The sequence below is a fragment of the Capnocytophaga sp. oral taxon 380 str. F0488 genome, from assembly GCF_000318255.2.
In the GTDB taxonomy this organism is placed as follows: Bacteria; Bacteroidota; Bacteroidia; order Flavobacteriales; family Flavobacteriaceae; genus Capnocytophaga; species Capnocytophaga ochracea.
The window spans coordinates 24,240-46,713 of record NZ_KB291189.1; the positions used below are offsets into that span (position 1 = coordinate 24,240).

Here is a 22,474-nt window from a genome sequence, read left to right on the forward strand (position 1 = left end):
ATAAGCTAACTATACCATAACCCTATCTTCGATATCTTCCGTGTATATCCGAAATGCTCCGATAATGCACTTTTGTAAATCCCTCTCTTTTGCAAAAAATAAGGCAATGGTATGAAAAACCATTGCCTTATAGCAGTTACTCTTTATATTTCTTTTTCACGTTTATCTATTAACTCTCATCTGTCCTTATGGCTCGCATTTTTACATCAAACTACCGTCAAAGAGGAAAGGTAGTAAATCTTTGATAGAAGCTGTTCTGATGATATTCCCTTCTGCTCCCATAAAATAAACAGGTATTAGCTTTTTCTGCTTAGTCTCGTATTCTGAAAGTGATTGCCTACACGCTCCACAAGGAGAAACAGGGTAACAAGTAGGGTCTTCGGCAGTGCCCGAAATAGCAATCATCTCTATTTCTTCATCAGGACATTGGGTAGAAGCCTGATAAATAGCCACTCTTTCAGCACATAACCCCGACGGATAAGCAGCATTCTCCTGATTAGAACCTATGAAAATCTGTCCGTTTTTAAGACGAACCGCCGCTCCTACTTTAAATTTGGAGTAAGGAGCATAAGCATTTTCTCTAGCCATAATCGCTTGTTGCATTAGTTCTTGTGCTTTTTTTGGCAGGTCAGTAACCCCCTCAAAAACGCTATATTTAATATTTAATTGTTTTTCCGTTTTCATAAGTGAATATTCAATATTTGATTTATGGGGCAAATATACAGAAAATAATCAAAACTAATACACTTTTGTTATGGTTTCAGCATTTTAAAATCTTCTCTACTCTCGATAGGCGTATTTTGGTACTCTAACGTCCAGCCCACAGCTCGGGTAGCAAAAATAAGGTTAGAAAGTTCGGTAAGCAATCGATTTTCGGCATTGCTCCTTAGGGTTGAAGCATTCACTTTGCGTTCCAACTCGGCTTTTACCTTCTTCTGTATCTTCTCTACATCGGCAGGAGTAAAAGGGTTCACCTGACTCTGGCTCACGTCGTAATATTTCATCGTTGGGTATATCTTTACCTCTGCCTCTGGTAGCGATTTAATGATGACTTTCTTTTGCTCTTCGTTTACCTCATAGCTGATTTTGTGCAGGTCGTAAGCTACCGTTACATCAGCATTTACTACTGTGAGGATTTTCTTATCAAACGAAAGTAAATCCATAAAGTACTTTTGAGTATCGGTATACGAGAGTACTTCTGCAAAATGTCCTTCAGTAACAACCAACTTGCTTACGTTGGCTATTTGCGTTTGTATCAGAGCCGTATCAGCCTCCAATCTCTCTTTGTCTTCTTTCTTATCAGTAAAATACTTTACTAATAGCAAGGCTACTACAGCCACAGCTACTCCTAACAAAAATTTCTTCATTGTCGTATATATCTTTTAATGTAAAAACTTTTAATTTAAATACCAGCTATCGCTAGCTTAATCTATTACCTTTTACCTGTTGCCTATAATGTATCCCAAAAAGCACGCCAAAATTCCTAATCCTACACTTCCTACTACATAAAAAGTAGCTTTTAGTAGTTCATTTTGCTGAAATAAATGCAGTACTTCCAATGAAAAAGTAGAGAACGTGGTGAAGCCTCCCAAAACGCCTGTCATTAGTAATAAAATTAGATAGCTATCTACTTCTTTATTCTTGAAATAACCGTAGAGTATTCCTATCAAGAAACACCCCAATATATTTACCATAAAAATACTTATCGGGAAGGACAATATTTTACCCCATCTGTTCAATCCTACTGAAAGCATATAACGAAAAACTCCGCCCATAAAGCTCCCAAGTCCTACTATTAAAACTGATTTTATCATACTTACAATTATTTGGTAATACTGTTAGATTTGTTTATCGCCTGCCCAACTCACAAAAACCGTCATTAAATGAGTTTCGAGGGCTTCGCAATAGCCTACAAAGAAGAAATCTTCTCTTGATAGTTCTCTGTGATGTTGTTTGTTTACTTGTAATAATAATACCAATTTCCATTCCACTCCTTGTCGCAATCTTCCTGAGAGGCAAAAGTACAGTCCTTTATACCTTCTTCAGGGTATTGTTGCTCGTGCAATAGTTTTTGGTGATAGTCGTTTATCTTTTGCAGTAAGCCTGTTTCCTTTGCATTGCTCAGTTCCTCTTCTGTTTTAAAGATGTAAGACACAAAGTAATCTTGTGGGGCTATATAAGCTCCGAAATCTACAGAAGCGTATAATTCTTGAAAAGTTGCCTTTACCTCATCTTGTGTTCGGGCAATGATATTTTTCCATATTTTGCTCATAATTTTTTTATTTATTATTCTAATAACCACTGTTCATCGGTAAAACCTTTACGGTAAGCCTTGCCGTGTATATCAATCACAGCGTGCCATTCTTGGCAGGTTTCTAAGGGAATTTCAGCAACTAAGGGCATACACTCTTCGCGTAGGGCTTTATAGGTTTGTGAGGTAGAAAGGTTCAGGCGGTTCAAAAGTCGTATAGCGTACTGGTCGGCTATGAACACCTTTCGCTCAAAAATGTACAATAACGTTGCATCGGCAGTTTCTTCGCCCACACCTTTGATAGAGAGTAGTTCCTTGCGAAGCTCCTCAGTAGGGATAGCCTCAAACTTTTGTAAGGAAGCTCCGTGCGACACGTACCATTCCATCAGGGCTTTGATGTAAGTGCTTTTTTGCTTGTAGAAGCCTGCCGGACGTATATATTCCTGCAAAGTATTCAGTTCCATAGCGTGTAAAGCCTCTACCGATAAGTTACCCTCTAAGTTAGCAAGCGCTTTTTCGGTATTCTCTTGGGTAGTTTGCTGAATGAGAATCATCGAAATCCAGTCGGTAATGCGATTGGGGTCATTCCACCAATATTGCTTGCCGTAATGGGCTAATAATTTATTGAAAACTTTGATTTTTTGAGACATAAAATAACCTTCCGATGAGGCAAAGGTACAAAACAATTGACAATTGATAATTGATAATTGATAATTGATAATTGATAAAACCCTCCCCACTGGTAATATTTCCTACAAGTGGGGAGGGTTTTTTTAATCCTAATTTGTGTGTTATTTCAGCGAAGAAAGAAATGCTAATAATCGTTGGGCTTGCGCTTTGGCTTTTGCTTCTATATCCTCTTTGGTATAACCTGCATTTACTGATGTCCCGTGAAAATATAGAGGTTCTACATACTTCATCTGCGCATAATAAGCCGTTTGCGCTAAGTTCTTGCAAAACTCGTATACTTTGAAATGGTGTTCTCCCAAAGTGTGATATTCACTTTCGGGTGCCCCAACGGTAAAACTTGGGATAAAATATTTCCCTTTGAGCTTATCTCCTTGTGAACCATAAGCAAACTGATACGTGAAAACCTCATCAAACCAATGCTTGAGTATAGCTGGCATATTATACCAATAAAAAGGATATTGGAAGATAACCTCTTGATGCTTGAGTAAGGCTTCTTGCTCTGCTTTTACATCTATTTGAAAGGTAGGGTATAGCGCTGATAAATTTCTGATTTCAAAATCTATATCGCTACGAGAAAGCTCCTCTATGATAGCCTTATTGGCTATCGATTGGTCAAAATGGGGGTGTGCTAAAATTACTAATGCCATATTAAATTATTTTTTAATTTTGGCGCAAAATTATAGTACAACTTTCAATCTGGCAATAACTATCTAAATAGATACTTTATAATTTCAACTATTATGGAAACAAAAATAGAGTGTACTGCCCCCAGCGTCCGCTTAGGAGAAAAAACCTATCCTTGCACCATTGCCGTAGCGATGGATTTGATAGGGGGAAAATGGAAAGCCGTGATTTTGTATCACCTTAAAGAAGGTGAAAAGCGATTTAGCGAACTGAGAAAAGACCTCTATTCGGTAACCGAAACTACGCTCAGTATTCAGCTAAAACAATTGGAAAACGATGAGCTTATTTCTAAAGTTGTCTATGGCGAAAAACCTCCTTTGGTGGCTATTTATTCACTCACCGACTTAGGAAAATCTTTTTTGCCTATACTCGATGCCCTTACCCAATGGGGAAATAAAATTGTGCTTGAAAAAGGAACTTTCCTAACGGAATAAAAAATAAAAAAAGCGGTCACTTTTTTATAAGTAACCGTTTTTCTTTATTTATTCCCAAAGATATTCTTCAAATGAGCGATATAGGCTTGTTTGTAGGCTTCAATTCTTTCGGGAGTACCGTTTTTCTTTACGTCATAGAAATGAAAACCTTCCAAAGGCGAGAGTCCTACGAACTTATTCATCTTGTGGAAACCAAATAGCACCCCATCGTCTACAGATGTTTGGTCGAAAAAGTCATTCGGTTGCGTGAAAGCTCCTAAGGGTGCATTCCACGTAGTGGTAACCATATATTTTTTGCCTTGCATTAGTCCGCCTGTACCGTAATTGCGTTCGGGTTCTTCGCGCGAACGACCGTCATTAGGGCAAATGATGTCCATTCCTGCAATAAACACCTCATCGATGTATTGCTTTAAGCCATAAGGCACCTGAAACCACCAGATAGGCGTATGATAGATAATCACATCGGCACCTGCTATCTTTTCCGCTTCTGCTCTGGGGTCGTACGTATCATTAATACAAGTAGACTGTACCTGATAGCCCAGTTCCTCAAGTGTTTGGCGAGTCTATTCTGTTATGCTGGCGTTGAGGGTACCGCCACCTCCGTGAAATTTTTGTCCTCCGTTGATAATAAAAATCTTTTTCATTTTTCTTTTATTTATAAATTCGGGGGCAAAAGTAAGAATTAATTAGCGAATTTGAAAATTTGCTAATTTGCAAATAAAACTCTCCCCGCTTATAGTATTTCCTACTAGTGGGGAGGGTATTTTTTATATTTTTACTGAATAGGTTACTATATCAATAACCGTCATCATCTATTTATTTTAGTCTCCACTTATACGTATTTTCTCTATTTCTGCTTGCTCTAATAGTTTTATTATAGGAGAAAGTTCCGGAAGTGAAAGCATTTTAAGGTCTTCAACAAAGTCTGTAAGTGCTTTTCCCATAAAAATAACATCTGTAAGGTAATAATCCCTGATTTTAGAGAGCTCTCTGCATCTACCTTGTTTTATAGTGTCCTGAGAAAACATCAATTGATGTAGTTTTTCATCAATTGGCACATATTCTTTCTCCTTTCCTTGCTTAAAGATAACAATATCCAATGGCATAATAGAAAATAGTATAAATAGTTTTTGAGACTACAAAGGTACAAAACAATTGATAATTGATAAAACCTTCCTTACAAGTAAGGATTTCTAGCAATGAGAGCAAAACGATTCAGCTAATTCGTCAAAAGTTTGTGCAGTTGAGCGTTGAACGAGGGCTGTTCGGTTGCCAAAATACTGAAAAATTCATCATCAAAAGCCTCGACTTTAGCGACAGCTTGTGCGATGAGTTCGGCGCCTTGAGCGGTGATAGCAACTACTTTGGCGCGGGTGTCGGTCTTGTGTTCTTCCCTTGTGATGAGGTCTTTGCTCTGCAAAGTGCGCACCACTTGCGAGGTGGTCATTGGGTCTATCTTGGTGAAATTTGCTAAAGATACCTGCGTGATTTCCTTTCCTTGTTGGGCGAACCACTGGGCACTCGCCAAGAGTACAAACTGGGGGTGTGTGAGATCGAAGGGTTGCAACACTTTTTTGATTCCGCGTTGCCATAACATACTTACTTGCCAAAGCAAAAGCCCTGAGCTTTCTTCGGCTTTCAGATTAAAAATTGAGGGCTGAGAGGTCATTGTGTAACATTTTAGAGGCTATAAGTTTAAAATCGTTCTCGGATATTTCTAAAATACCAAAGCGAAAAGGATATCCCCACGCTTTTTTGTTAGGGATAAAGTCCAATAGCTCAATAAGGTCGGCTATGGGCGTTTCTTCGCAGTCTACAAAAGTAATATTTCTCCTAAACGGACAGAAATTTTCACTCATCTGAAAGGCATAGACTTCTTCGTCTTTCACTTTGCCAATAGCCGTGAAGGCTTGGCATTTGTCTTCTTTTCCAAAATAGCGTTTGGAAGAGTAATAGAGGATACCGTCACCCTCCTGCATACGCTTCAAAGGCTGTGCCTTGCCGTGGCAGGCTTGGGCAAATCCTCCCGCAACGCCCATTTGTACGTGGTCTTTGCTCGCCACGATAATCCAATATTTGATAGGTCTCTTTTTCATTTATAAATGGAATAAAAACCGTGTGACACACTGCCACACAGCGATTTTTATCAATTGCAAAATTAGTTTAATTCTTTGATTTGCGCAACCAATCGAGCGGCGTGATCTTTGGCTCTTTGTTGTAGGGTTGTAAGCACTTCTTTGGGCATTACTTCTGGGATGTACTTCATTCCGTAAGAGATTACAGGTTCTTGGAATAGCAGTTTGCAGTGATTGGCAGTTTGGCGGTGAATATTGAGAAAATCGGTAAATGGATAGTTCTGTGCGCCACCGTGTTGATAAGCCTCTTCAGGTGCTCCGGTAGTGAAAGAAAGGATGAGTTTCTTGCCCATCAGCTTGTTGTCGCCATAAGCAAAGCCGTGTGAAAACACGTTGTCTAACCATTTTTTTAGCAAAGCAGGAAGCGAATACCAATTCACGGGGAATTGCCATACAATTACATCTGCTTTTACAAGTTTAGCTTGTTCGGCAGTTACATCAATTTGATAGTTAGGATAAAGAGCTTGCAAGTTACTTACTTCAGCCTCAGGGAGCAAGCGTTTTACTTCTTCTAAAATAGCCTTATTGGCGTTAGACGTCTCCATAGTAGGATGCCCGTTGATAATTAAAACATTCATATATAATTTAAATTTACTTCTTTATTCGGGCGCAAAGGTAATATGTTTTTATATAATAAGCAAACTTACTATATATTATTTTATAAATATTTTTTTAAGGTGTAGGTATTACTATGAGTTGGGGATATAAAAAATCCCCGCTGATAGATTTCTCTATAAGCGGGGAGGGGGTTTGTATTTTATTTTCATTTTTATTCAGGTGCGGAATAGGTTACGATATCTATACCGATGCCGTTGGGGTCTATAATGGCAAAATGGCGATCGCCCCAAGGCTCTTCGCGTAAGTCTATGGCAATGGGCACGCCCTGCTCTTTTAACTTGTGGTAATACTCATCTACATTCTCTACTTCAATGGTGAGGTATACGCCCTGTTGGGTAAAAGATTTTTGGAAGAGAGGCTGTTGCGAAGGGTGGTTAGGCAATAAAAAACTAATTTCCGCCTCCTGATTAGGCGTGTGCAACAGCAAATAAAAGTCGTTTTCAAAAGTAACACCAAATTGCAATACTTGGGTGTAGAAAGCCTTGCTCTCAGCTAATTTCTCGGTGATAATACCTGCGTTTAATTTCATTCTGATAATGTATTTGTTATTCGGCGGCAAAAGTACCGCAAGCACAGGGAATACGATTGTAAAAAACGGACATTCTTCAGCCTAATACCTTGCTTGGCGTATCGCCATAGAATGTTTTAAACGATTTGATAAAATGGGCTTGGTCGTAATAAGTGTCTAAAAAGGAATGGTTGTGGTAGGATTTTGCACTTAGTATATGTTGGAAGCGCACAATATTGCTAAAAGTCTTAGGACTATCGCCTATGTAGTAGTCGAAAAGGCGGCGCAACTGTCGGGTGCTGATGCCGGTATCTAACTCACTGATGTGCATCGTGCCTTTGCTCTGTAATATCTGCAAAAGTGCCGAGAAAAAGCGCTTGTCTATCTGCAAAGGGCGTTGTGATAGGTGGCGGAGAAAATAGTTGTCTAAGCATTGTGCAATGGTAGCTAACGAAAGAGGAACTTCTAACTGTTGAGCGATAAAAGTAGCCAAAGCGGGAACTACCTCACGCAAGGGGATTTCTTGTGCGCTGATTTCAAAAGCATCCTGACCAAAAAGCAGCGGAAAAGCACTGGGCAGAAAGCGCACCCCCACATAGTGGAAAGCCCCCGTTATAGGAAACTCTATGTATGTATTGCAATAGCCCATAAGGGAACTCATCTGCGGGGCGTTGCAGTCAAAAAATAGGTCTATACAACCATCGGCAACTACTCGGTAAAAGAAAGGTGTGTTACGCAGAGGAGATTTCAGTTCCCAATAGCAATAGATAAACGGACGCAAAGCCTCACACGGAAGAAACTCGGTATAGGTAACCTCTTTTTCTTCCGCAGGTATAACCGATTGCATAGGGTGATAATAGGGGTGAAGTGATAACACGTTGTTTGCTATTGATGAAGTGCAAAAATAGGAATAATTTGCTAATTTGTTAGATTTGCTAAAATTTTTGCTTGCTATCTTACTTGAAAAGTTCTAAAGCGATATGTGCACAAGCCTCGGCATCGGCTAAGGCGTGGTGATGTTGCTTTAAATCAAACCCAAAATAAGCGGATACAGTATCTAACTTATGATTAGCAAGCTGAGGGAGGAGTTTGCGCGCTTTTCGGTAGGTGCAAAAGAAAGGATTAGTGTGTTGTGGGAGTTCATAATAAGCTAATACAGCCCTCAAACAGCCTTCATCAAAAGTACTATTATGAGCTACAAGGGGTAAATCTTTTATTTTTGGCAATATGTCTGTCCATACTTCAGGAAAAAGTGGTGCTTTTTCGGTGTCTTTCTGCGAAAGACCGTGTATTTGGGTATTGAAATAACTATAAAAGTTTGGTGCAGGTTTAATCAGTTGGTAATAAGTGTCAATAATCTCATTATTTTCTACAAAAACAAGTCCGATACTGCATACGCTACTGCGGTATTGGTTGGCGGTTTCAAAGTCTAAGGCTGCGAAAGTGTTCATTTTATTCAGGTAACAAGTAAAGTCAGTGTTATATCGAACTCACGTTATTTAAGTTGTTTTTTCATCCATTGACTTACCTCGGTGGCTGGGATATCTTCTTGGTTAGAGAAAACGTGGTCGGCTTTTGGAGTGATTGTTAATTCGGCGTTTTTGTAGAAATACAAAAGATATTCACTATACGAGTAAGGTACGGCTCTATCACCTGTTCCGTGAATGATTTTTACCTTTCCTTTGTAACGCTTAGTGGCTTCAAAAGGCTTTATGCGTTGCCCTGAAAGAATATAGTCCTTGCCTACGCTAATTTTGCCTGAGAAGAGGCTCACCTTATCGGGGACATTTAGGGGGTCGAAGGTAGTGCCAAAAAAAGACCCTTGTAACATATTATCGTGAATGATAACTGCTGGAGCTAGCATTGCCACTGCCTTGATTTTTGCTCTTGCCGAGTTCTGAACTGAGCAATATTGAGATAAGCCCTCCTTGTGAATGACCATAGATGCCTATTTTACTCACAAAAGGCAGTTGTTCAACATACTGAACAATACGGCGCGCATCTTCTAATTCGTTATCGAGGCTCATTTTCTCGAAGTCGCCATCGCTTTTCCCGTGTCCGTTGAAGTCGAATCGCACAGAAGCAATGCCTTCTTTGGCAAGGGTTTCGGCTATAGTAATGTTTATTTTCTCGTTGATATTTCCAGTAAAACCGTGAAACATAATCACCACGGGGATTTTCTTTTGGTTAAAATTGTCGGGAGTAGTAAGCACACCTCGGAGTTTGCCTACGGCTCCTTGTATTTCTATGGGTTCAGTTTTGGCATTAGCTACTATAGATGTCATAAGGAATAATGAAATTAGTATTCTTTTCATCTTTCTATTTGTAAATTTAGGAGACAAAGATACAACAAATTAGCTAATTGACTAATTAGTTATCATTTATTATTGATCTCTATCAAAAGATTTTATCAAGAGTAAAAGTATGTATACCCTTATTCGCAGTAGCAACTTCTTTACGCATTCTCTGAGCAAGAACAGCTGTTGGCATAGGGCGGTAATGTTTGAAGAGTCCTATTTTGTTGAGGAGAACAATCATTTTGAGTCCAAATTGCTCTCCTTTTCTATCCGACCCTTTGCGCACTAATACTGAGGGTTGGAAGATGAGTAAACACGAGAAATCAAGTGCTTTTACGGCGTCCTCCAACTGTCCTTTCATACGGTTGTAGAACAGTTTAGACTGCGCTGTAGCTCCTGCTGCCGAGACGAGTACAAAGGTAGGTACTCCATTGGCTTTACACTGCTGGGCAAAGGCGTACTGATAGTCGTAATCCACACGCCATTGGGCTTCTTTAGTGCCTGCCACAGCTAAAGTGGTGCCTAAACAAGAGAAAGCTACATCGCCGTGCAACAAATCTGCCCACGCCTCGGGAGTCTCGAAATTGACTACGTGAGCGTGTAGCTTGGGGTGGGTGAGGGCTAAGGGTTTGCGCACGAAGCAATGTACCTCGCTATAAGTGTCGTCGGCTAAAAGTTGTGTTACTAAATCTTTTCCAGTGGCACCTGTAGCGCCGATGATAAGGGCTTTCATTTTTAGGTGAGAGATAAGAGTTAATTTGTCGTGCTGTATAGGTTGCAAAGATACAAAAAAATACTCATCGGTTATGAATGAAAAGTATTTTTTACTATTTTTGTCGCCTCATAATTAATGAACTATGGTACAATACTTCTCTTACTTATTGCTTTTGATGGTGGCTATTATGCTGCTTATAATGCTGGCTAACCGACTTAAAGTGGCTTACCCTATTCTGTTGGTTTTAGGAGGTTTAGCGATTAGCCTTATCCCTAATGTACCTACCATTACACTCAACCCCGATTTGGTGCTCATCATCTTCTTGCCTCCACTCTTATATGCTGATGTTTTCTCGATATCGCTAAAAGAGATGTGGAAATGGCGACGCATTATCTTTAGTTTTGCTTTTATCGTAGTGTTTATTACAGCGGCTGCGGTGGCGTGGGTGGCTAATATGGTATTTCCAGGGTTTTCATTAGCCTTAGGTTTTCTTTTAGGAGGGGTGATAGGCTCTACCGATGCCGTGAGTGCTTCAGCGATTATGAATTTTGTAAAGGTGCCTAAACGCATTTCAACGATAATAGAAAGCGAGAGTTTGCTGAACGATGCCTCTTCACTGATTGTATTTAGATTTGCAGCTTTGGTAGTTACTACCGGTCAGCTGGTGTGGACGGATATAGCATTGAATTTCCTTTGGGTAGTTATTGCTGGGTCACTTATAGGTTTGGCTATCGCTTGGGTGATGAGCAAAATGTATAAATATCTCCCTACCGATGCTAATATGGATGTTATTCTCTCGCTTATAGCACCTTATATAATGTATATTGTGGCAAACGAAGTGGGTGCTTCGGGGGTGTTGGCAGTAGTGGCAGGCGGTATGTATATGTCGCTGCATCTTACCAATATTTTTGCGGCTTCCACACGTAACAAAGGGGTTGCGGTATGGGGTATTTTAGGTTTTATACTCAATGGTCTTGCCTTTATGCTGATAGGTCTTGCCTTGCCCGAAGTACTTGAGGGCATTGAAGCCGAAGGTATGAGTCTTGCCACTGCTACCAACTACGGACTGCTCATCACAGGGGTAGTGGTAGGGGTACGACTGCTATCATCTTATGGGGCAGTACTCATTACCCAAATAATGAAACGCTTTATCACTGTAGCCGATGAGCGTAATCCTGGAACTCGGGTGCCTTTGGTATTAGGTTGGGCAGGAATGCGCGGGGTGCTTTCATTAGCGGTAGCACTTTCTATTCCTCTAACTTTAGAGAATGGCGAACCTTTTCCGCATCGCAGCCTTATTCTCTACATTACTTTTATAGTGATATTGGCAACCCTACTCGTACAAGGACTTAGTTTGCCGGTGCTTATCCGTTGGGCAAAATTTCCCGATTATAAAGACCATATTCCTGAAGCCGAAGCCGAAAGTCTTATTCGGAAATCTTTAGCGCAAGCTGCTTTAGATTATATGCAAAAACATTACAAAGAAGGAATTACTGATAGTTTTCTATTACAGAATCAGAAAGATATATGGCAATACCAACTCGATATGCCTAAGTGCAATACTACTCCTGAAGTACGAAAGAAATACGTTGCTATTTTACATCATCAGCGAGAGATATTGCACCAACTGAATAAGAACCCACGTATTGATGAAGAGCAAATACGCAATTTCCACCGACAGTTGAATTTAGAAGAAGAAAAATGGGAAATGAATTAGTTAATTTGCCGATTTGCCAATTTGTCTTGTAGGCGCGAGCGTCTCGCTCGTGCCCTCAGAACATATTGTTTTATATTAATCAGTTTCTTTTTCGTATTTGTCTCCGTGAAAGTATTCGTAAGCACTCACTTCCAATTCCCCGCAATCAGAAATAAGACACCCTTCTTCATCGTATATACTATAAACTTGCTGTATGTTGCCTATGGGGCATTCACCGTCTAAGCCTAATAGCACGCTGTAAAACACATCGTTTAACAACAGGTCAATCACTTCTTCTAATTGTTCTTTTTGAGTACTGCTCAGTGCCATTTTTTTTATTTTGGTATTTACAGCTGAAGGATAGTCTGGTTGTACCTGAAAGCACGACTTTAAAAAATTTAGCTTTTCAATATAAAAATTCTTTGCAAATTCGTCTGAGGTCATAATGTTAATTTGTTAATTAGCTGATATGTCTATTTGTTCGGTTTCTCCAAAAATATATTTAGCAAAGTGTTGTTATAAAGTCATAAAAATAAATTAATAAAATTAAATGACGCAAAGATGCCAAAATTGTGTGTGATGTTATTATTATACCATATAGAAATTGTCTTTTACTCTTAGTTGTTGGTAGTCTTATTCCGCACTTTACGGAAGAAGAATTAGTTACCGACTTTTCCCGAAAGCCCTTTTGTTAGGGAGTCGTTCTTTGTTTTCGCCATAGTTTACTTAGAGTTTAGAGGTCAGGTTTTAGGAATTAGATTAGTGATACAAAGGTAAGGATAAATTTTCAATTAACCATTAACAATTAATTGTTTGATATAGTGATTGTATTCCAGTGGTATTCGCTATAACTTCGCTTAGTGTTCTGGGTAGAGCCACTGTAGAGCCACTGTAGAGCCACTGTAGATTCGGTATAGCTTCGGTGTAGGTAGTAATAAAAAGGACACGAGCGTTTTGCTCACACCAGCTTGTGGAGAGATTCTTTGCTAATTGAATAGCTTCTGAATATTCTTATACGAATCCTTCACCAACTCGCGTACCTCTGCCTCGTCTTTCCAACACGCTTTTTCTATATCTTCTTCGGTTTGAGGTACCAATTTTTTCTTAAAGGTAGTAGTCATATCATACCAATAGGTCTCTTTCAAAAAATATTGCCCATCGCGTTTGAATATGTGATAAGTAATCATTCGGAAGCGCTGGATAAGCAGTTTTTTAACACCTGTTTCTTCCTCTACCTCACGCAAAGCACAAGTAGCGATATTTTCGCCCTTTTCTTTCTTTCCTTTGGGCAAATCCCACTTGCCGTGACGCTTAATCATCAGTACTTTTCCTTCCTGATTATACACAATGCCACCCCCTGCTTTTATGGTAGGAATAAGTTGCTTAAATTTCTTCATAAGTTTTTCTTCCTTAGGGTGATATAAGTAGATTTTTTCTACCTCTTTTCGCTTGAGTTCCTCCAAGATAACATCAAGAGTAACATCTTTTATTGGAAAACATTTGACGTTCTCAATATTTTCTCGTACATTTGTCAAAATAATCGACTTTTCGTCTAAAAATATTTCATACATAACCTATGATTTTAGATAGTATTACGGCACAAAATACCGCTGAATTTTTATTGCAAATTAACGCAATTAAATTGAATTCTGAAAATTATTTTACTTGGGCGAGCGGTTGGAAGTCACCAATTTATTGTGATAACCGTATAATTCTCTCATTTCCAGAGATTCGTTCGTACTTTGCAAGTGTATTGGCAAGAGGCATAAAAGAGAAATTTCCCGAAGTACAAGTTATTGCAGGGGTAGCTACGGGGGCTATTGGCATTGGTATGTTGGTAGCTAATGCACTCCAATTGCCTTTCGTGTATGTACGTCCTGAACCTAAAAAACACGGCAGACAAAACCAAATTGAAGGTTTTTTGCGCTCTGAACAAAAGGTAGTAGTGGTAGAAGACCTGATAAGTACCGGAATGAGTAGCCTTAATGCGGTAAAAGCCCTACGCGATAGTGATGCTGAGGTATTGGGAATGATAGCCCTTTTCTCTTACAATTTTGATGTAGCCAATGAGCGTTTTACCGAGGAAAAGGTACCGCTTTACACTGCTGGCGATTACGACAGTCTATTAGAAAAAGCCTTACTTTTTGGTCGTATCAAAAAAGAAGATTTAGAGATGCTCCAGCAATGGCGCAAAAGTCCGGATACTTGGAAACAGTAAAATATTCATAGTGATTTTATGAAATATCTAACAATTATATGGTTGTTTTTTAGTGTAGGAGCCTTTGCACAAAAACAAGTACGTGGTAGAGTGGTGCGTGATACAATACCCTTGTCAGGAGCGCACGTGATGAATCTTTATACCAATGCTGTTACTACTACTGATGCCAATGGTTATTTTACACTAAAAGCAAGTGAACGTAATACTTTGCAAATTACTTTTGTAGGAATGCAAACTGTTTATCACACTCTTACAAAAGCTGATTTTGGTTTCGGAGGAGTTTTAATACAGATGAAAGAACAGGTCAATCAGCTTGATGAGGTTGAAGTATCAAAATATCAAGGGGTTTCTGCTCAAAGGTTAGGTATTTTACAACATACTCCTGTAGAGCGTACTTTTGCTGAAAAACGGTTGTATAGTGCTACTCATAGTGCAGGAGGAAATTTATTAAGCATTGATTTACTCATTAATACTATAAGTGGACGAAAGAAGCTCTTAAAGAAAATTGTAGCTAATGAACAGAATTTAGCTGTCGCTAACTATATACGTGAAAATATGAAAGTCTTTCTACAAAAAGAACTCAAACTAAACGAAGAGGAAATAGACGTTTTAGCCTATTATGTAATGGAGAGAACCGAGTTCCACGATCTTGTAAGGAAGAAGGAAAATAAGCAAATGGAGTTTATGCTTATAGAGGCATGGGGTGAGTACCAAAGATTAGCAAAAGCAGAAAAATAAAGAATAAAAAAGATGTATCAAAGAGAATTTGATACATCTTTTTTTATTGTAATTACGATACAACTTCTGAGGATTTATCTTCTTCCTCAATAATATCGTGAGGGTCTTTAAACTTGCGCTTACCAAAGATATTTTCAAGATCTTCGCGGAAGATTACTTCACGTTCTAAGAGCAAGTTTGCCAAAGTAGTAAGCTTATCCTTATTCTCGGTGAGAATATCAATAGCACGCTGATATTGTTCTTCTATAATCTTAGAAATCTCTTCATCTATTAGGTGCGCTGTTTTCTCACTATAAGGTTTGGTAAAACTATAATCGGCTTGGGCTGAATCGTAATAAGTAAGGTTGCCTATCTTGTCATTAAGCCCATAAATGGTTACCATTGCGCGCGCTTGTTTGGTTACCTTCTCAAGGTCGCTAAGAGCACCTGTAGAAATCTTATCGAATATCACTTTTTCTGCAGCTCTACCGCCAAGGGCAGCACACATCTCATCGAGTATCTGTTCAGTACGCACTATTTGGCGTTCTTCTGGCAAATACCAAGCTGCGCCTAACGATTGTCCGCGAGGCACGATAGTTACTTTTACAAGTGGTGCAGCGTGTTCTAAGAGCCAACTTACAGTAGCGTGACCTGCTTCGTGGAAGGCTATTGTCTTGCGTTCTTCGGGAGTAAGGATTTTAGTTTTCTTCTCCAAACCACCTACAATTCTATCCACTGCATCAAGGAATTCTTGTTTGCTTACCGCTGTTTTACCTTTACGTGCTGCAATAAGAGCAGCTTCATTACATACGTTAGCAATATCAGCGCCAGAGAATCCTGGGGTCTGTTTTGCTAAGAAGTCTATATCTAATGTTTCTGCTGTTTTGATAGGTCGCAAATGTACTTCAAATATCTGTTTGCGCTCATTTAAGTTAGGAAGCTCCACATAAATCTGACGGTCGAAACGTCCTGCGCGCATTAGTGCTTTATCGAGGATATCAGCGCGGTTAGTGGCTGCCAATACGATAACATTAGTATGTGAACCAAAACCGTCCATCTCGGTAAGGAGTTGGTTGAGAGTATTCTCACGCTCATCATTAGCTCCCGTCATTACATTTTTACCACGAGCACGACCTATAGCATCAATTTCATCAATAAAGATAATACAAGGAGACTTTTCTTTAGCTTGTTTGAAAAGGTCGCGCACACGAGAGGCTCCTACCCCTACGAACATCTCTACAAAGTCAGAACCAGAGAGTGAGAAGAAAGGTACTTGGGCTTCACCTGCTACAGCTTTCGCAAGAAGAGTTTTACCTGTACCAGGAGGACCTACTAATAGGGCTCCACGTGGTATTTTACCTCCTAATGAAGTGTATTTATCGGGGTTTTTGAGGAAGTCTACAATCTCTTGTACTTCTTCTTTTGCTCCCTCTAAGCCTGCTACATCTTGAAAAGTTACACGCGTTTCTTTCTTTTCATCGAATACACGCGCCTTAGATTTACCAATGCTGAAGATACCACCAGCTCCTCCGCCTCCTGCCATACGACGCATTACGTAAATCCATAACCCTATGATAACTATAAAAGGCAAAATAGAGAACAGCAAATCGCCGAAGATGTTTTGCTGGGTTTTGTTCTCACGAGTAGTGCTGAGGTTGTTATCTTTTACAATTTGGTCGAATCGGTTTTCGAAATTACTCAAATCGCCTAATTCAAAACGGTATTGGGGTACGTCGCCTGCGTTAGCACCTTGCATAAAGGTATTTCCCGTAGGTTTTACCTCTTTGTGCTCTTCTTTTTTAAGAGCATCGGGGGTGAGATATACATTAGCTTCTTTATGGTTTAAGATGATGATTTTGGATACATCACCATTGCTAAGGTATTCCTCAAATTTAGATTGCGGAATCTCTTTGGGTTGTGACCAAAAACTGGCTCCTGAATAATAATTAAAACCTATGAGTATCAGCAGTAATATGGCATATAACCAATAGGCTGAAAAACGAGACCCGTTGCTTTTATTGTCCGACATATTTTTAATAGTTAGTTTCTAAGTTGATAATTTTAGCGTCTCCCCAAAGTCCTTCGAGGTCGTAATGCTCACGTATTTTTGTTTGGAAGATATGCACCACTACATCCACATAATCGATGAGTACCCACTCGGCATTAGCTTCACCTTCTACGTGCCACGGGTGTTGATGACCTTCGGCTTGACTCACTACCTTTTGGATAGCGCCAGAGATAGCCGACACTTGGGTATTAGAAGACCCATTGCACAAAATAAAATAATCGCACACGGTATTCTCTACCTCACGCAAATCCATAATGGTAATATCGGTTCCTTTTACTTTTTCTATACCAGCTATAATATTACTAATAAGCTGATTTGATGATATTTCCTTATTCAATGTTCTTTATTTTTACAGTTTAAACTTGTTATATCTCTCTTGAAAGCGCGCAAAGATAAAACATTCCTTTTAGAAAAGCAAAAACATTGCCATTATTCTTCTGTCAGTTAGTTTCAGACATTTTGTCACGTAGTTAAAAATGCAGAGGTGTGAGCTACACGCGCAGGTGCGAGCGGCACGAGCAGGTACGAGCCACACGGGCAGATGAACGAATGACGAACGATGGACGAACGATGGACGAAGGAAAGACGAAGGAAAGACGAACGATGAACGAACAATGAACGAAGAAAGAACGAACGATAAACGAAGAAAAGACGAACGATGAACGAAGGAAAGACGAACAATGAACGAACAATGAACGAAGAAATAACGAAGGTAAGGCGAAGTTACCTAAACGATACAATATTAGACAAGCGTTGAGAAAAGCTGTGTAGCCTGAAATCGTCGTTGGTAACGCCTGTAAATTTGAAGATATTGTTACCTGTACCTGGGATATTAGGATAATACCCAAAGGAGAATTGTATGGCTCCAAAGGGAAAATAGTCGTTGGAGATATAAAAACCTATGGAAACCTTAGAGTATACTTCTGTTTTTAGAAAGGCAGTATTTTCCCTGCCTATAAAACCTACATCGGCTGAGAGAAACGGACTAAACCTAAAACCTATAAGCTGAAAAGGAGCATATACTTGCGTTTGTGAGGTGAGAATAAGTTTGCGTGTGCCGTATACTTCACGGCTACTGAAGCCCAAGATACCATTAGATTCATTTAAGTTGATCCTGTCTCGCTGGTATACATTTCGGTTAAAACCTACTACAAATGAGGAGCGCAAGAACTGACGAAAATGCCAATCGCCTATGTCGAACAATTTACTGAAATAGGTGCCTTCCCCTTTTAGCACAGTTTCTTTGTTCGTGCCGTCCTTGAAGAATGTGCCTACCTCAAAGTTGATAGAATGGTAACCACGCTTGGTATAGTTTGCCTCAGCAAAGCCTATACCGAGATAGGGCAAAGTAGCGTAGTTCTTCCGCAGTATCCCTGAGGTGAGAAACAAAGAGCGCCCTATGCCTACGTCCTCGATATCGCCGTTGCGAAATATATAGCGGTCTTTCACAAAGCCTGTACTATTGAGACTGAATTGAGTGAGATATAGGTTCTCGTTGCCGTAATATTGCTCGGGGTCTATCTCGGGGGAAGGTTTCTCGTAATAATTTATATTGCGAAAACGCCCAGCTATGATAAAGTTATTGATGCGCTTGTTTTCTACTTTTCTGAGGGGCTTTACCCAACTACCAAAAGCATCGAAGGTGCGTGTCATTAGGATAGGAATATAGATAGAGTCGCGATAACTAATGCCTTCGTCTTCATATCGGTATTCGTAATAACCTAAGCGCCCCGACCAGCGTGCCAAAGGTGAATACAGCGGTCGCTCTACCTGTATGCTCTTTGAAAAATAGTTCTCGTAATCGGAATAATAACCGGTTCGCACATTGATGTAAGTGTTTTTGATGTTCCTCACCACATAGTTAAAACCTTTGCCATTGTTCCCGATTCCTGAAAAGTATTGTTGATAGGTGAGCGAGAGTTCGTGTCCTATCCCAAAGAGATTTTGCTCGGTAAGTCGTGTCCAGCCTCTACTGCCTGCCAAGTCGCCGTCGACGTATATAGACCAGCTATCGAGCACATTCACTTGCACATCTACTGAATCGGAGGTTTGACTCACAGGAATAGCACACACTTGTGCCCTACGGATATACCGCTGATTGCGCAATACACGCTCGGTTTCACTCAGCAAAAGGGTATCTAAGGGCTTGTCCTTTTTAAACAGAAGAAACTTGCGTACCGTGCTCTCGCGGGTTTTCACGTGAAGTGCATTGCCAAAACGCTCCAAACGAGTGTTAGGTACTTTGCTTAAATCTTTCTCGTCAAACCCAAAAGGGTCTAAGGTAGTAATAACGATATTTCTAATGATTTTCCCTTGATAAGAAGGGGCTTTTATATGGGTAACCGTAGTAGTAACAGTAGCTGTGGGGGTGAGTGTTCTACCGGTTGCTTTTTCCTCAATTACAATAAGATTGTTGAGATTTTTAGTGAGCTTATATTTGCTAAAGAAGTTTTTGATTCTCTCATAGAATACTTTGTTTTTAGCTTCTCTTTCAGGTGAAATGCCTTCTAATAGCGAGTCTTTTACCTTTAAAGTATCTATTTCTTGAGAAAGAAGATAATTCATTCCCAAGAGAAAGAGAGCTATAAGAGTAAAGGTTTTTCTCATTTCCTTTTTTGCTGAAAGAACTGTTTTAACAAGGCTGTAGCTTCCTGGCTTAAAATGCCTGTAACTATTTCGGTTTTGGGATGCAATTTGCCCCCCATTACGCTGTAGCCTCTATGGGTGTCGGGGGCAGCATAGACTAAACGCGATAACTGACTCCAATACAAAGCACCTGCACACATTGCACAAGGCTCTAACGTGAGGTACATAGTGCAACCTATGAGGTATTTACCTCCCAAATAGTGAGCTGCCATAGTAATGGCTTGCATTTCGGCGTGCGCTGTCACATCGTTGAGGCGCTCGGTAAGGTTATGGGCTTTGGCGATAATTCTGTTATCAATGGTGATAATGGCTCCTACGGGAATCTCGTTTTCCTCGAAAGCTAATTGTGCTTCTTCTAAAGCCTTTTGCATAAAGTATTCGTCAGTATTCATTGAAATAAAAATTACTTTGGCAAAGTACAAAAACTTTGCCAAAGTAATGTTAAAAATACGGTTATAAGGTAATTATTTATTACCGCCAAAGAGGTTGCCAATACCTCCCATAATATCATCCATTACATTTCCGTCTTTGTTTTTGTCGAAGAAAGAGTTCATCATTTCACTGATGTTACCTCCTTTGCCTGAGAAAAAGTTGGATATCATTGGGGTTAAGTTTTGGAAAATCTTGCTTACATTATCCAATGAGACACCTGTTTTCTCACTGATAGCTTTTAAGGTAGACGATTGCCCGTCGCCTGTGAGTTTGTTTAAAATCTCACTACCTTCGGCATTGCCGAGCATCGATTTGAGTGAATCCATTACCGAGCTTACTTTATCGCTACCGATACCTGTTTTCTCGCTCAATCCTTTTACGAGTTGTTGAAGGTTATCACCTCCTAAAAAATCTAACATTCCTGCCATATAATAATTATTTAAATAAGGTTATAATTTGTGAGGCTAACTCAAAACCTATGCGGTTCTGAGCTTCGTTAGTAGCTGCCCCTATGTGTGGGGTAAGCGATACCTGAGGGTGCATTAACACTTGTATAGCGGGGTTGGGTTCGTTTTCGAATACATCTAAACCTGCAAAAGCTACTTTGCCACTATCTAAGGCTTCTATAAGTGCTACTTCATTTAAAGCACCTCCACGTGCTAAATTGATGACTCCTACACCATCTTTCATCAAGGCAAACTCTTTTGCATCGAGTATATAACCTCCTTCTGCTGGGCTGTTGTTGAGAGTGATAAAATCAGCTTTTGCCAGTAGGTGTTCTTTTTCTACGGTTTTGATAGTGAAAGGCAAGGTTTGTCCGTCGAAAAAGTCGAGGGTTATTACTGCCTCAGTTACTTTGGGGTCGTAAGCCATTACGTTCATTCCTAAACCGATAGCAATGCGAGCTACCGCTTGTCCGCTACGTCCGAAACCTATAATGCCTATGGTTTTACCGCGCAATTCGGCACCATTGTTATAGTTTTTTTTGAGTTCGTTAAACTGAGTGTCGCCTTCCAAAGGCATATTGCGGTTGGCATCGTGTAGAAAGCGTACGCCACTGAAAAGGTGAGCAAAAACGAGCTCGGCTACCGAATTAGCCGAAGAGGCTGGGGTATTAATCACGTGTAGGTTTTTGCTTTTGGCGTGTGCCACATCTATATTGTCCATTCCTACGCCTCCTCTACCGATGAGTTTGAGTGACGGACAGCCATCGATGATATCTTTTCGCACTTGTGTAGCCGAACGCACTAAGAGCACATCGATTGCGTGTTTGTTTATATAGTCTATCAATTGGTTTTGAGCTACCTTAGTAGTGATAACTTCAAAACCTTCTTTTTCTAACGCTTCTTTTCCTGAATCGGAAATTCCATCGTTTGCAAGTATCTTTATCGCCATTATATTAATTTAATTAGTAAATTAGTGAATTAGCAAATTGCCAATTACAATTATACCCTTCTCTGTACAACCTCAAAGATGCGTTCGCCATCGCATTTTAGGGTTTTGGAAGGGAACTTGAGAATGAGGGCATAGTCGTGAGTTGCCATCAGTATGGTTCGTCCCGAGGCGTTGATTTCTTTGAGAACTTGCATTACTTCTACACTGGTCTCGGGGTCTAAGTTACCTGTGGGTTCATCGGCTAAGATGAGTTCGGGGTTGTTGAGCAAGGCACGTGCGATAGCTATGCGTTGTTGTTCGCCTCCTGATAGCTCGTGAGGGAACTTAAAACCTGTATTCTGCATTTTTACTTTTGCAAGTACCTCTTCTATGCGTTGTTGTATTTTTGCTTTATCAGTCCATCCGGTAGCTTTCAGCACAAAAGCGAGATTATCGTGCACGCTTCTATCGGTAAGCAGTTTGAAATCTTGGAATACAACTCCTAGTTTACGGCGGAGCAGAGGGATTTCGTCTTCGGTGAGTTTATTTAGGTTGAAACCTACGACTTTTCCTTTTCCTTTGGTAAGGGGTAAATCGCCGTAGAGCAACTTGATTAAGCTACTCTTTCCTGACCCTGTTTTGCCGATAAGGTACACTAATTCACCTTTCCCAATGGTGAGATTTACATTGGAGAGAATGAGGGTATTCTTTTGATATACTGATACTTCTTTTAAATCTAATACTGGTTCTTCCATTGATATAAGTTCAGTAAGGCAACTATTTACCTTACAAAATTCCTGCAAAGGTAGAAAAAATATTTGGATGATGGAAATTTTTTCGAGAAAAAGTGAAAAAAGGAGGTATAATATAATAAGCTAACCCCAGCAATAGCTAGGTATGTGAATAAAAGATAGTAAGATAAAGGGTATTTATTAGGTGATAAATATAATATCAGAAAATCTCGGAGGGAATCGGAAAGTATCGAAGATAG

At 39.8% G+C, this 22,474-nt stretch carries 28 protein-coding genes and 2 pseudogenes; 4 read left to right on the forward strand and 26 right to left on the reverse strand.

The window, feature by feature from the left end; genetic code table 11:
* Positions 1 to 201 precede the first annotated feature (201 nt).
* The 7 genes from cdd to HMPREF9078_RS03540 all read right to left on the reverse strand — a co-directional run bounded on the left by cdd (position 202) and on the right by HMPREF9078_RS03540 (position 3,588).
* Entirely contained in the window at positions 202 to 699 is a 498-nt protein-coding gene (gene cdd / locus HMPREF9078_RS03515) for a cytidine deaminase (RefSeq protein WP_323984882.1), read from the reverse strand.
* A gap of 53 nt (positions 700 to 752) precedes the next feature.
* Positions 753 to 1,367, reverse strand: coding sequence for a DUF4230 domain-containing protein (locus HMPREF9078_RS03520; RefSeq protein ID WP_009419370.1), 615 nt, complete (start codon positions 1,365 to 1,367; stop codon positions 753 to 755).
* A gap of 72 nt (positions 1,368 to 1,439) precedes the next feature.
* Positions 1,440 to 1,814, reverse strand: coding sequence for a fluoride efflux transporter CrcB (gene crcB, locus HMPREF9078_RS03525; protein WP_009419371.1), 375 nt, complete (start codon positions 1,812 to 1,814; stop codon positions 1,440 to 1,442).
* Between the two features lie 24 nt (positions 1,815 to 1,838).
* Positions 1,839 to 1,979 carry a hypothetical protein gene (locus HMPREF9078_RS11960; protein WP_009419372.1) on the reverse strand — a complete coding sequence of 47 codons (141 nt, stop codon included), beginning with the start codon at positions 1,977 to 1,979 and terminating at the stop codon, positions 1,839 to 1,841.
* Positions 1,958 to 2,272, reverse strand: a complete 315-nt coding sequence (locus tag HMPREF9078_RS03530; protein ID WP_034542733.1) for a hypothetical protein — start codon at positions 2,270 to 2,272, stop codon at positions 1,958 to 1,960. Before HMPREF9078_RS03530 ends, HMPREF9078_RS11960 begins: the two co-directional genes overlap by 22 nt.
* Positions 2,273 to 2,286: 14 nt before the next feature.
* A complete protein-coding gene (locus tag HMPREF9078_RS03535) occupies positions 2,287 to 2,901 on the reverse strand; it encodes an endonuclease III domain-containing protein (RefSeq protein ID WP_009419374.1) in 615 nt (204 codons plus the stop codon).
* A gap of 141 nt (positions 2,902 to 3,042) precedes the next feature.
* Positions 3,043 to 3,588 carry an NAD(P)H-dependent oxidoreductase gene (locus HMPREF9078_RS03540; RefSeq protein WP_009419375.1) on the reverse strand — a complete coding sequence of 182 codons (546 nt, stop codon included), beginning with the start codon at positions 3,586 to 3,588 and terminating at the stop codon, positions 3,043 to 3,045.
* A 93-nt stretch (positions 3,589 to 3,681) separates the two neighbouring features.
* Between HMPREF9078_RS03540 and HMPREF9078_RS03545 the strand changes: the two genes are divergently transcribed.
* Complete coding sequence (locus tag HMPREF9078_RS03545; RefSeq protein WP_009419376.1) at positions 3,682 to 4,059, forward strand: helix-turn-helix domain-containing protein; 378 nt, start codon at positions 3,682 to 3,684, stop codon at positions 4,057 to 4,059.
* 44 nt (positions 4,060 to 4,103) lie between these two features.
* On the opposite strand, the pseudogene HMPREF9078_RS03550 reads toward HMPREF9078_RS03545, so the two are convergent.
* The 10 genes and pseudogenes from HMPREF9078_RS03550 to HMPREF9078_RS03595 form a co-directional block, all read right to left on the reverse strand.
* Positions 4,104 to 4,703 (reverse strand): annotated as a pseudogene (locus HMPREF9078_RS03550) (NAD(P)H-dependent oxidoreductase).
* Positions 4,704 to 4,880: 177 nt separating this feature from the next.
* Positions 4,881 to 5,165 (reverse strand): hypothetical protein, encoded by a 285-nt coding sequence (locus HMPREF9078_RS03555; protein ID WP_009419378.1) that lies wholly within the window; start codon positions 5,163 to 5,165, stop codon positions 4,881 to 4,883.
* A 113-nt stretch (positions 5,166 to 5,278) separates the two neighbouring features.
* Positions 5,279 to 5,728, reverse strand: a complete 450-nt coding sequence (locus HMPREF9078_RS03560; RefSeq protein WP_009419380.1) for a MarR family winged helix-turn-helix transcriptional regulator — start codon at positions 5,726 to 5,728, stop codon at positions 5,279 to 5,281.
* A complete protein-coding gene (locus HMPREF9078_RS03565) occupies positions 5,703 to 6,155 on the reverse strand; it encodes an EVE domain-containing protein (RefSeq protein WP_009419381.1) in 453 nt (150 codons plus the stop codon). Before HMPREF9078_RS03565 ends, HMPREF9078_RS03560 begins: the two co-directional genes overlap by 26 nt.
* Positions 6,156 to 6,217: 62 nt before the next feature.
* Positions 6,218 to 6,772, reverse strand: a complete 555-nt coding sequence (locus HMPREF9078_RS03570; protein WP_009419382.1) for an NAD(P)H-dependent oxidoreductase — start codon at positions 6,770 to 6,772, stop codon at positions 6,218 to 6,220.
* A gap of 191 nt (positions 6,773 to 6,963) precedes the next feature.
* Positions 6,964 to 7,341: a VOC family protein gene (locus tag HMPREF9078_RS03575; RefSeq protein ID WP_009419383.1), complete on the reverse strand. Its 378-nt coding sequence runs from the start codon at positions 7,339 to 7,341 to the stop codon at positions 6,964 to 6,966.
* A 76-nt stretch (positions 7,342 to 7,417) separates the two neighbouring features.
* A complete protein-coding gene (locus HMPREF9078_RS03580; protein WP_009419384.1) occupies positions 7,418 to 8,167 on the reverse strand; it encodes a helix-turn-helix domain-containing protein in 750 nt (249 codons plus the stop codon).
* Between the two features lie 109 nt (positions 8,168 to 8,276).
* A complete protein-coding gene (locus HMPREF9078_RS03585; RefSeq protein ID WP_009419385.1) occupies positions 8,277 to 8,771 on the reverse strand; it encodes a 3'-5' exonuclease in 495 nt (164 codons plus the stop codon).
* Positions 8,772 to 8,815: 44 nt separating this feature from the next.
* Positions 8,816 to 9,635 (reverse strand): annotated as a pseudogene (locus tag HMPREF9078_RS03590) (alpha/beta hydrolase).
* Between the two features lie 82 nt (positions 9,636 to 9,717).
* Entirely contained in the window at positions 9,718 to 10,350 is a 633-nt protein-coding gene (locus HMPREF9078_RS03595) for an NAD(P)H-binding protein (protein ID WP_009419388.1), read from the reverse strand.
* A 124-nt stretch (positions 10,351 to 10,474) separates the two neighbouring features.
* Here HMPREF9078_RS03595 and HMPREF9078_RS03600 point away from each other — a divergent pair, with 124 nt between their 5' ends.
* On the forward strand, positions 10,475 to 12,049 hold the full coding sequence (locus tag HMPREF9078_RS03600; RefSeq protein ID WP_034542740.1) for a Na+/H+ antiporter: 1,575 nt from the start codon (positions 10,475 to 10,477) through the stop codon (positions 12,047 to 12,049).
* A 75-nt stretch (positions 12,050 to 12,124) separates the two neighbouring features.
* On the opposite strand, the gene HMPREF9078_RS03605 is transcribed toward HMPREF9078_RS03600, so the two are convergent.
* Both HMPREF9078_RS03605 and HMPREF9078_RS03610 read right to left on the reverse strand, forming a co-directional pair.
* Positions 12,125 to 12,472, reverse strand: coding sequence for a hypothetical protein (locus HMPREF9078_RS03605; RefSeq protein ID WP_009419390.1), 348 nt, complete (start codon positions 12,470 to 12,472; stop codon positions 12,125 to 12,127).
* 542 nt (positions 12,473 to 13,014) lie between these two features.
* Entirely contained in the window at positions 13,015 to 13,599 is a 585-nt protein-coding gene (locus HMPREF9078_RS03610) for an NUDIX hydrolase (RefSeq protein ID WP_009409997.1), read from the reverse strand.
* A gap of 5 nt (positions 13,600 to 13,604) precedes the next feature.
* Here HMPREF9078_RS03610 and pyrE point away from each other — a divergent pair, with 5 nt between their 5' ends.
* Both pyrE and HMPREF9078_RS03620 read left to right on the forward strand, forming a co-directional pair.
* Positions 13,605 to 14,246, forward strand: a complete 642-nt coding sequence (pyrE, locus tag HMPREF9078_RS03615; RefSeq protein ID WP_009419391.1) for an orotate phosphoribosyltransferase — start codon at positions 13,605 to 13,607, stop codon at positions 14,244 to 14,246.
* Between the two features lie 18 nt (positions 14,247 to 14,264).
* Positions 14,265 to 14,984 (forward strand): carboxypeptidase-like regulatory domain-containing protein, encoded by a 720-nt coding sequence (locus HMPREF9078_RS03620; protein ID WP_009419392.1) that lies wholly within the window; start codon positions 14,265 to 14,267, stop codon positions 14,982 to 14,984.
* A 52-nt stretch (positions 14,985 to 15,036) separates the two neighbouring features.
* Here HMPREF9078_RS03620 and ftsH read toward each other — a convergent pair whose 3' ends face one another.
* From ftsH to HMPREF9078_RS03655, 7 genes are all read right to left on the reverse strand, one after another.
* Positions 15,037 to 16,992 carry an ATP-dependent zinc metalloprotease FtsH gene (gene ftsH, locus HMPREF9078_RS03625; RefSeq protein ID WP_009419393.1) on the reverse strand — a complete coding sequence of 652 codons (1,956 nt, stop codon included), beginning with the start codon at positions 16,990 to 16,992 and terminating at the stop codon, positions 15,037 to 15,039.
* A 4-nt stretch (positions 16,993 to 16,996) separates the two neighbouring features.
* A complete protein-coding gene (gene rsfS, locus HMPREF9078_RS03630) occupies positions 16,997 to 17,368 on the reverse strand; it encodes a ribosome silencing factor (RefSeq protein WP_002671325.1) in 372 nt (123 codons plus the stop codon).
* 386 nt (positions 17,369 to 17,754) lie between these two features.
* Positions 17,755 to 19,638 (reverse strand): hypothetical protein, encoded by a 1,884-nt coding sequence (locus HMPREF9078_RS03635; RefSeq protein ID WP_009419394.1) that lies wholly within the window; start codon positions 19,636 to 19,638, stop codon positions 17,755 to 17,757.
* Positions 19,635 to 20,069 carry a nucleoside deaminase gene (locus HMPREF9078_RS03640; RefSeq protein WP_009419395.1) on the reverse strand — a complete coding sequence of 145 codons (435 nt, stop codon included), beginning with the start codon at positions 20,067 to 20,069 and terminating at the stop codon, positions 19,635 to 19,637. The genes HMPREF9078_RS03635 and HMPREF9078_RS03640 overlap by 4 nt, the downstream gene beginning before the upstream one ends.
* A 72-nt stretch (positions 20,070 to 20,141) precedes the next feature.
* On the reverse strand, positions 20,142 to 20,537 hold the full coding sequence (locus HMPREF9078_RS03645; RefSeq protein ID WP_009418400.1) for a DUF937 domain-containing protein: 396 nt from the start codon (positions 20,535 to 20,537) through the stop codon (positions 20,142 to 20,144).
* 7 nt (positions 20,538 to 20,544) lie between these two features.
* Positions 20,545 to 21,504: a D-2-hydroxyacid dehydrogenase gene (locus tag HMPREF9078_RS03650; RefSeq protein ID WP_009419396.1), complete on the reverse strand. Its 960-nt coding sequence runs from the start codon at positions 21,502 to 21,504 to the stop codon at positions 20,545 to 20,547.
* Between the two features lie 50 nt (positions 21,505 to 21,554).
* On the reverse strand, positions 21,555 to 22,238 hold the full coding sequence (locus tag HMPREF9078_RS03655; RefSeq protein WP_009419397.1) for a cell division ATP-binding protein FtsE: 684 nt from the start codon (positions 22,236 to 22,238) through the stop codon (positions 21,555 to 21,557).
* Between the last annotated feature and the right edge of the window lie 236 nt (positions 22,239 to 22,474).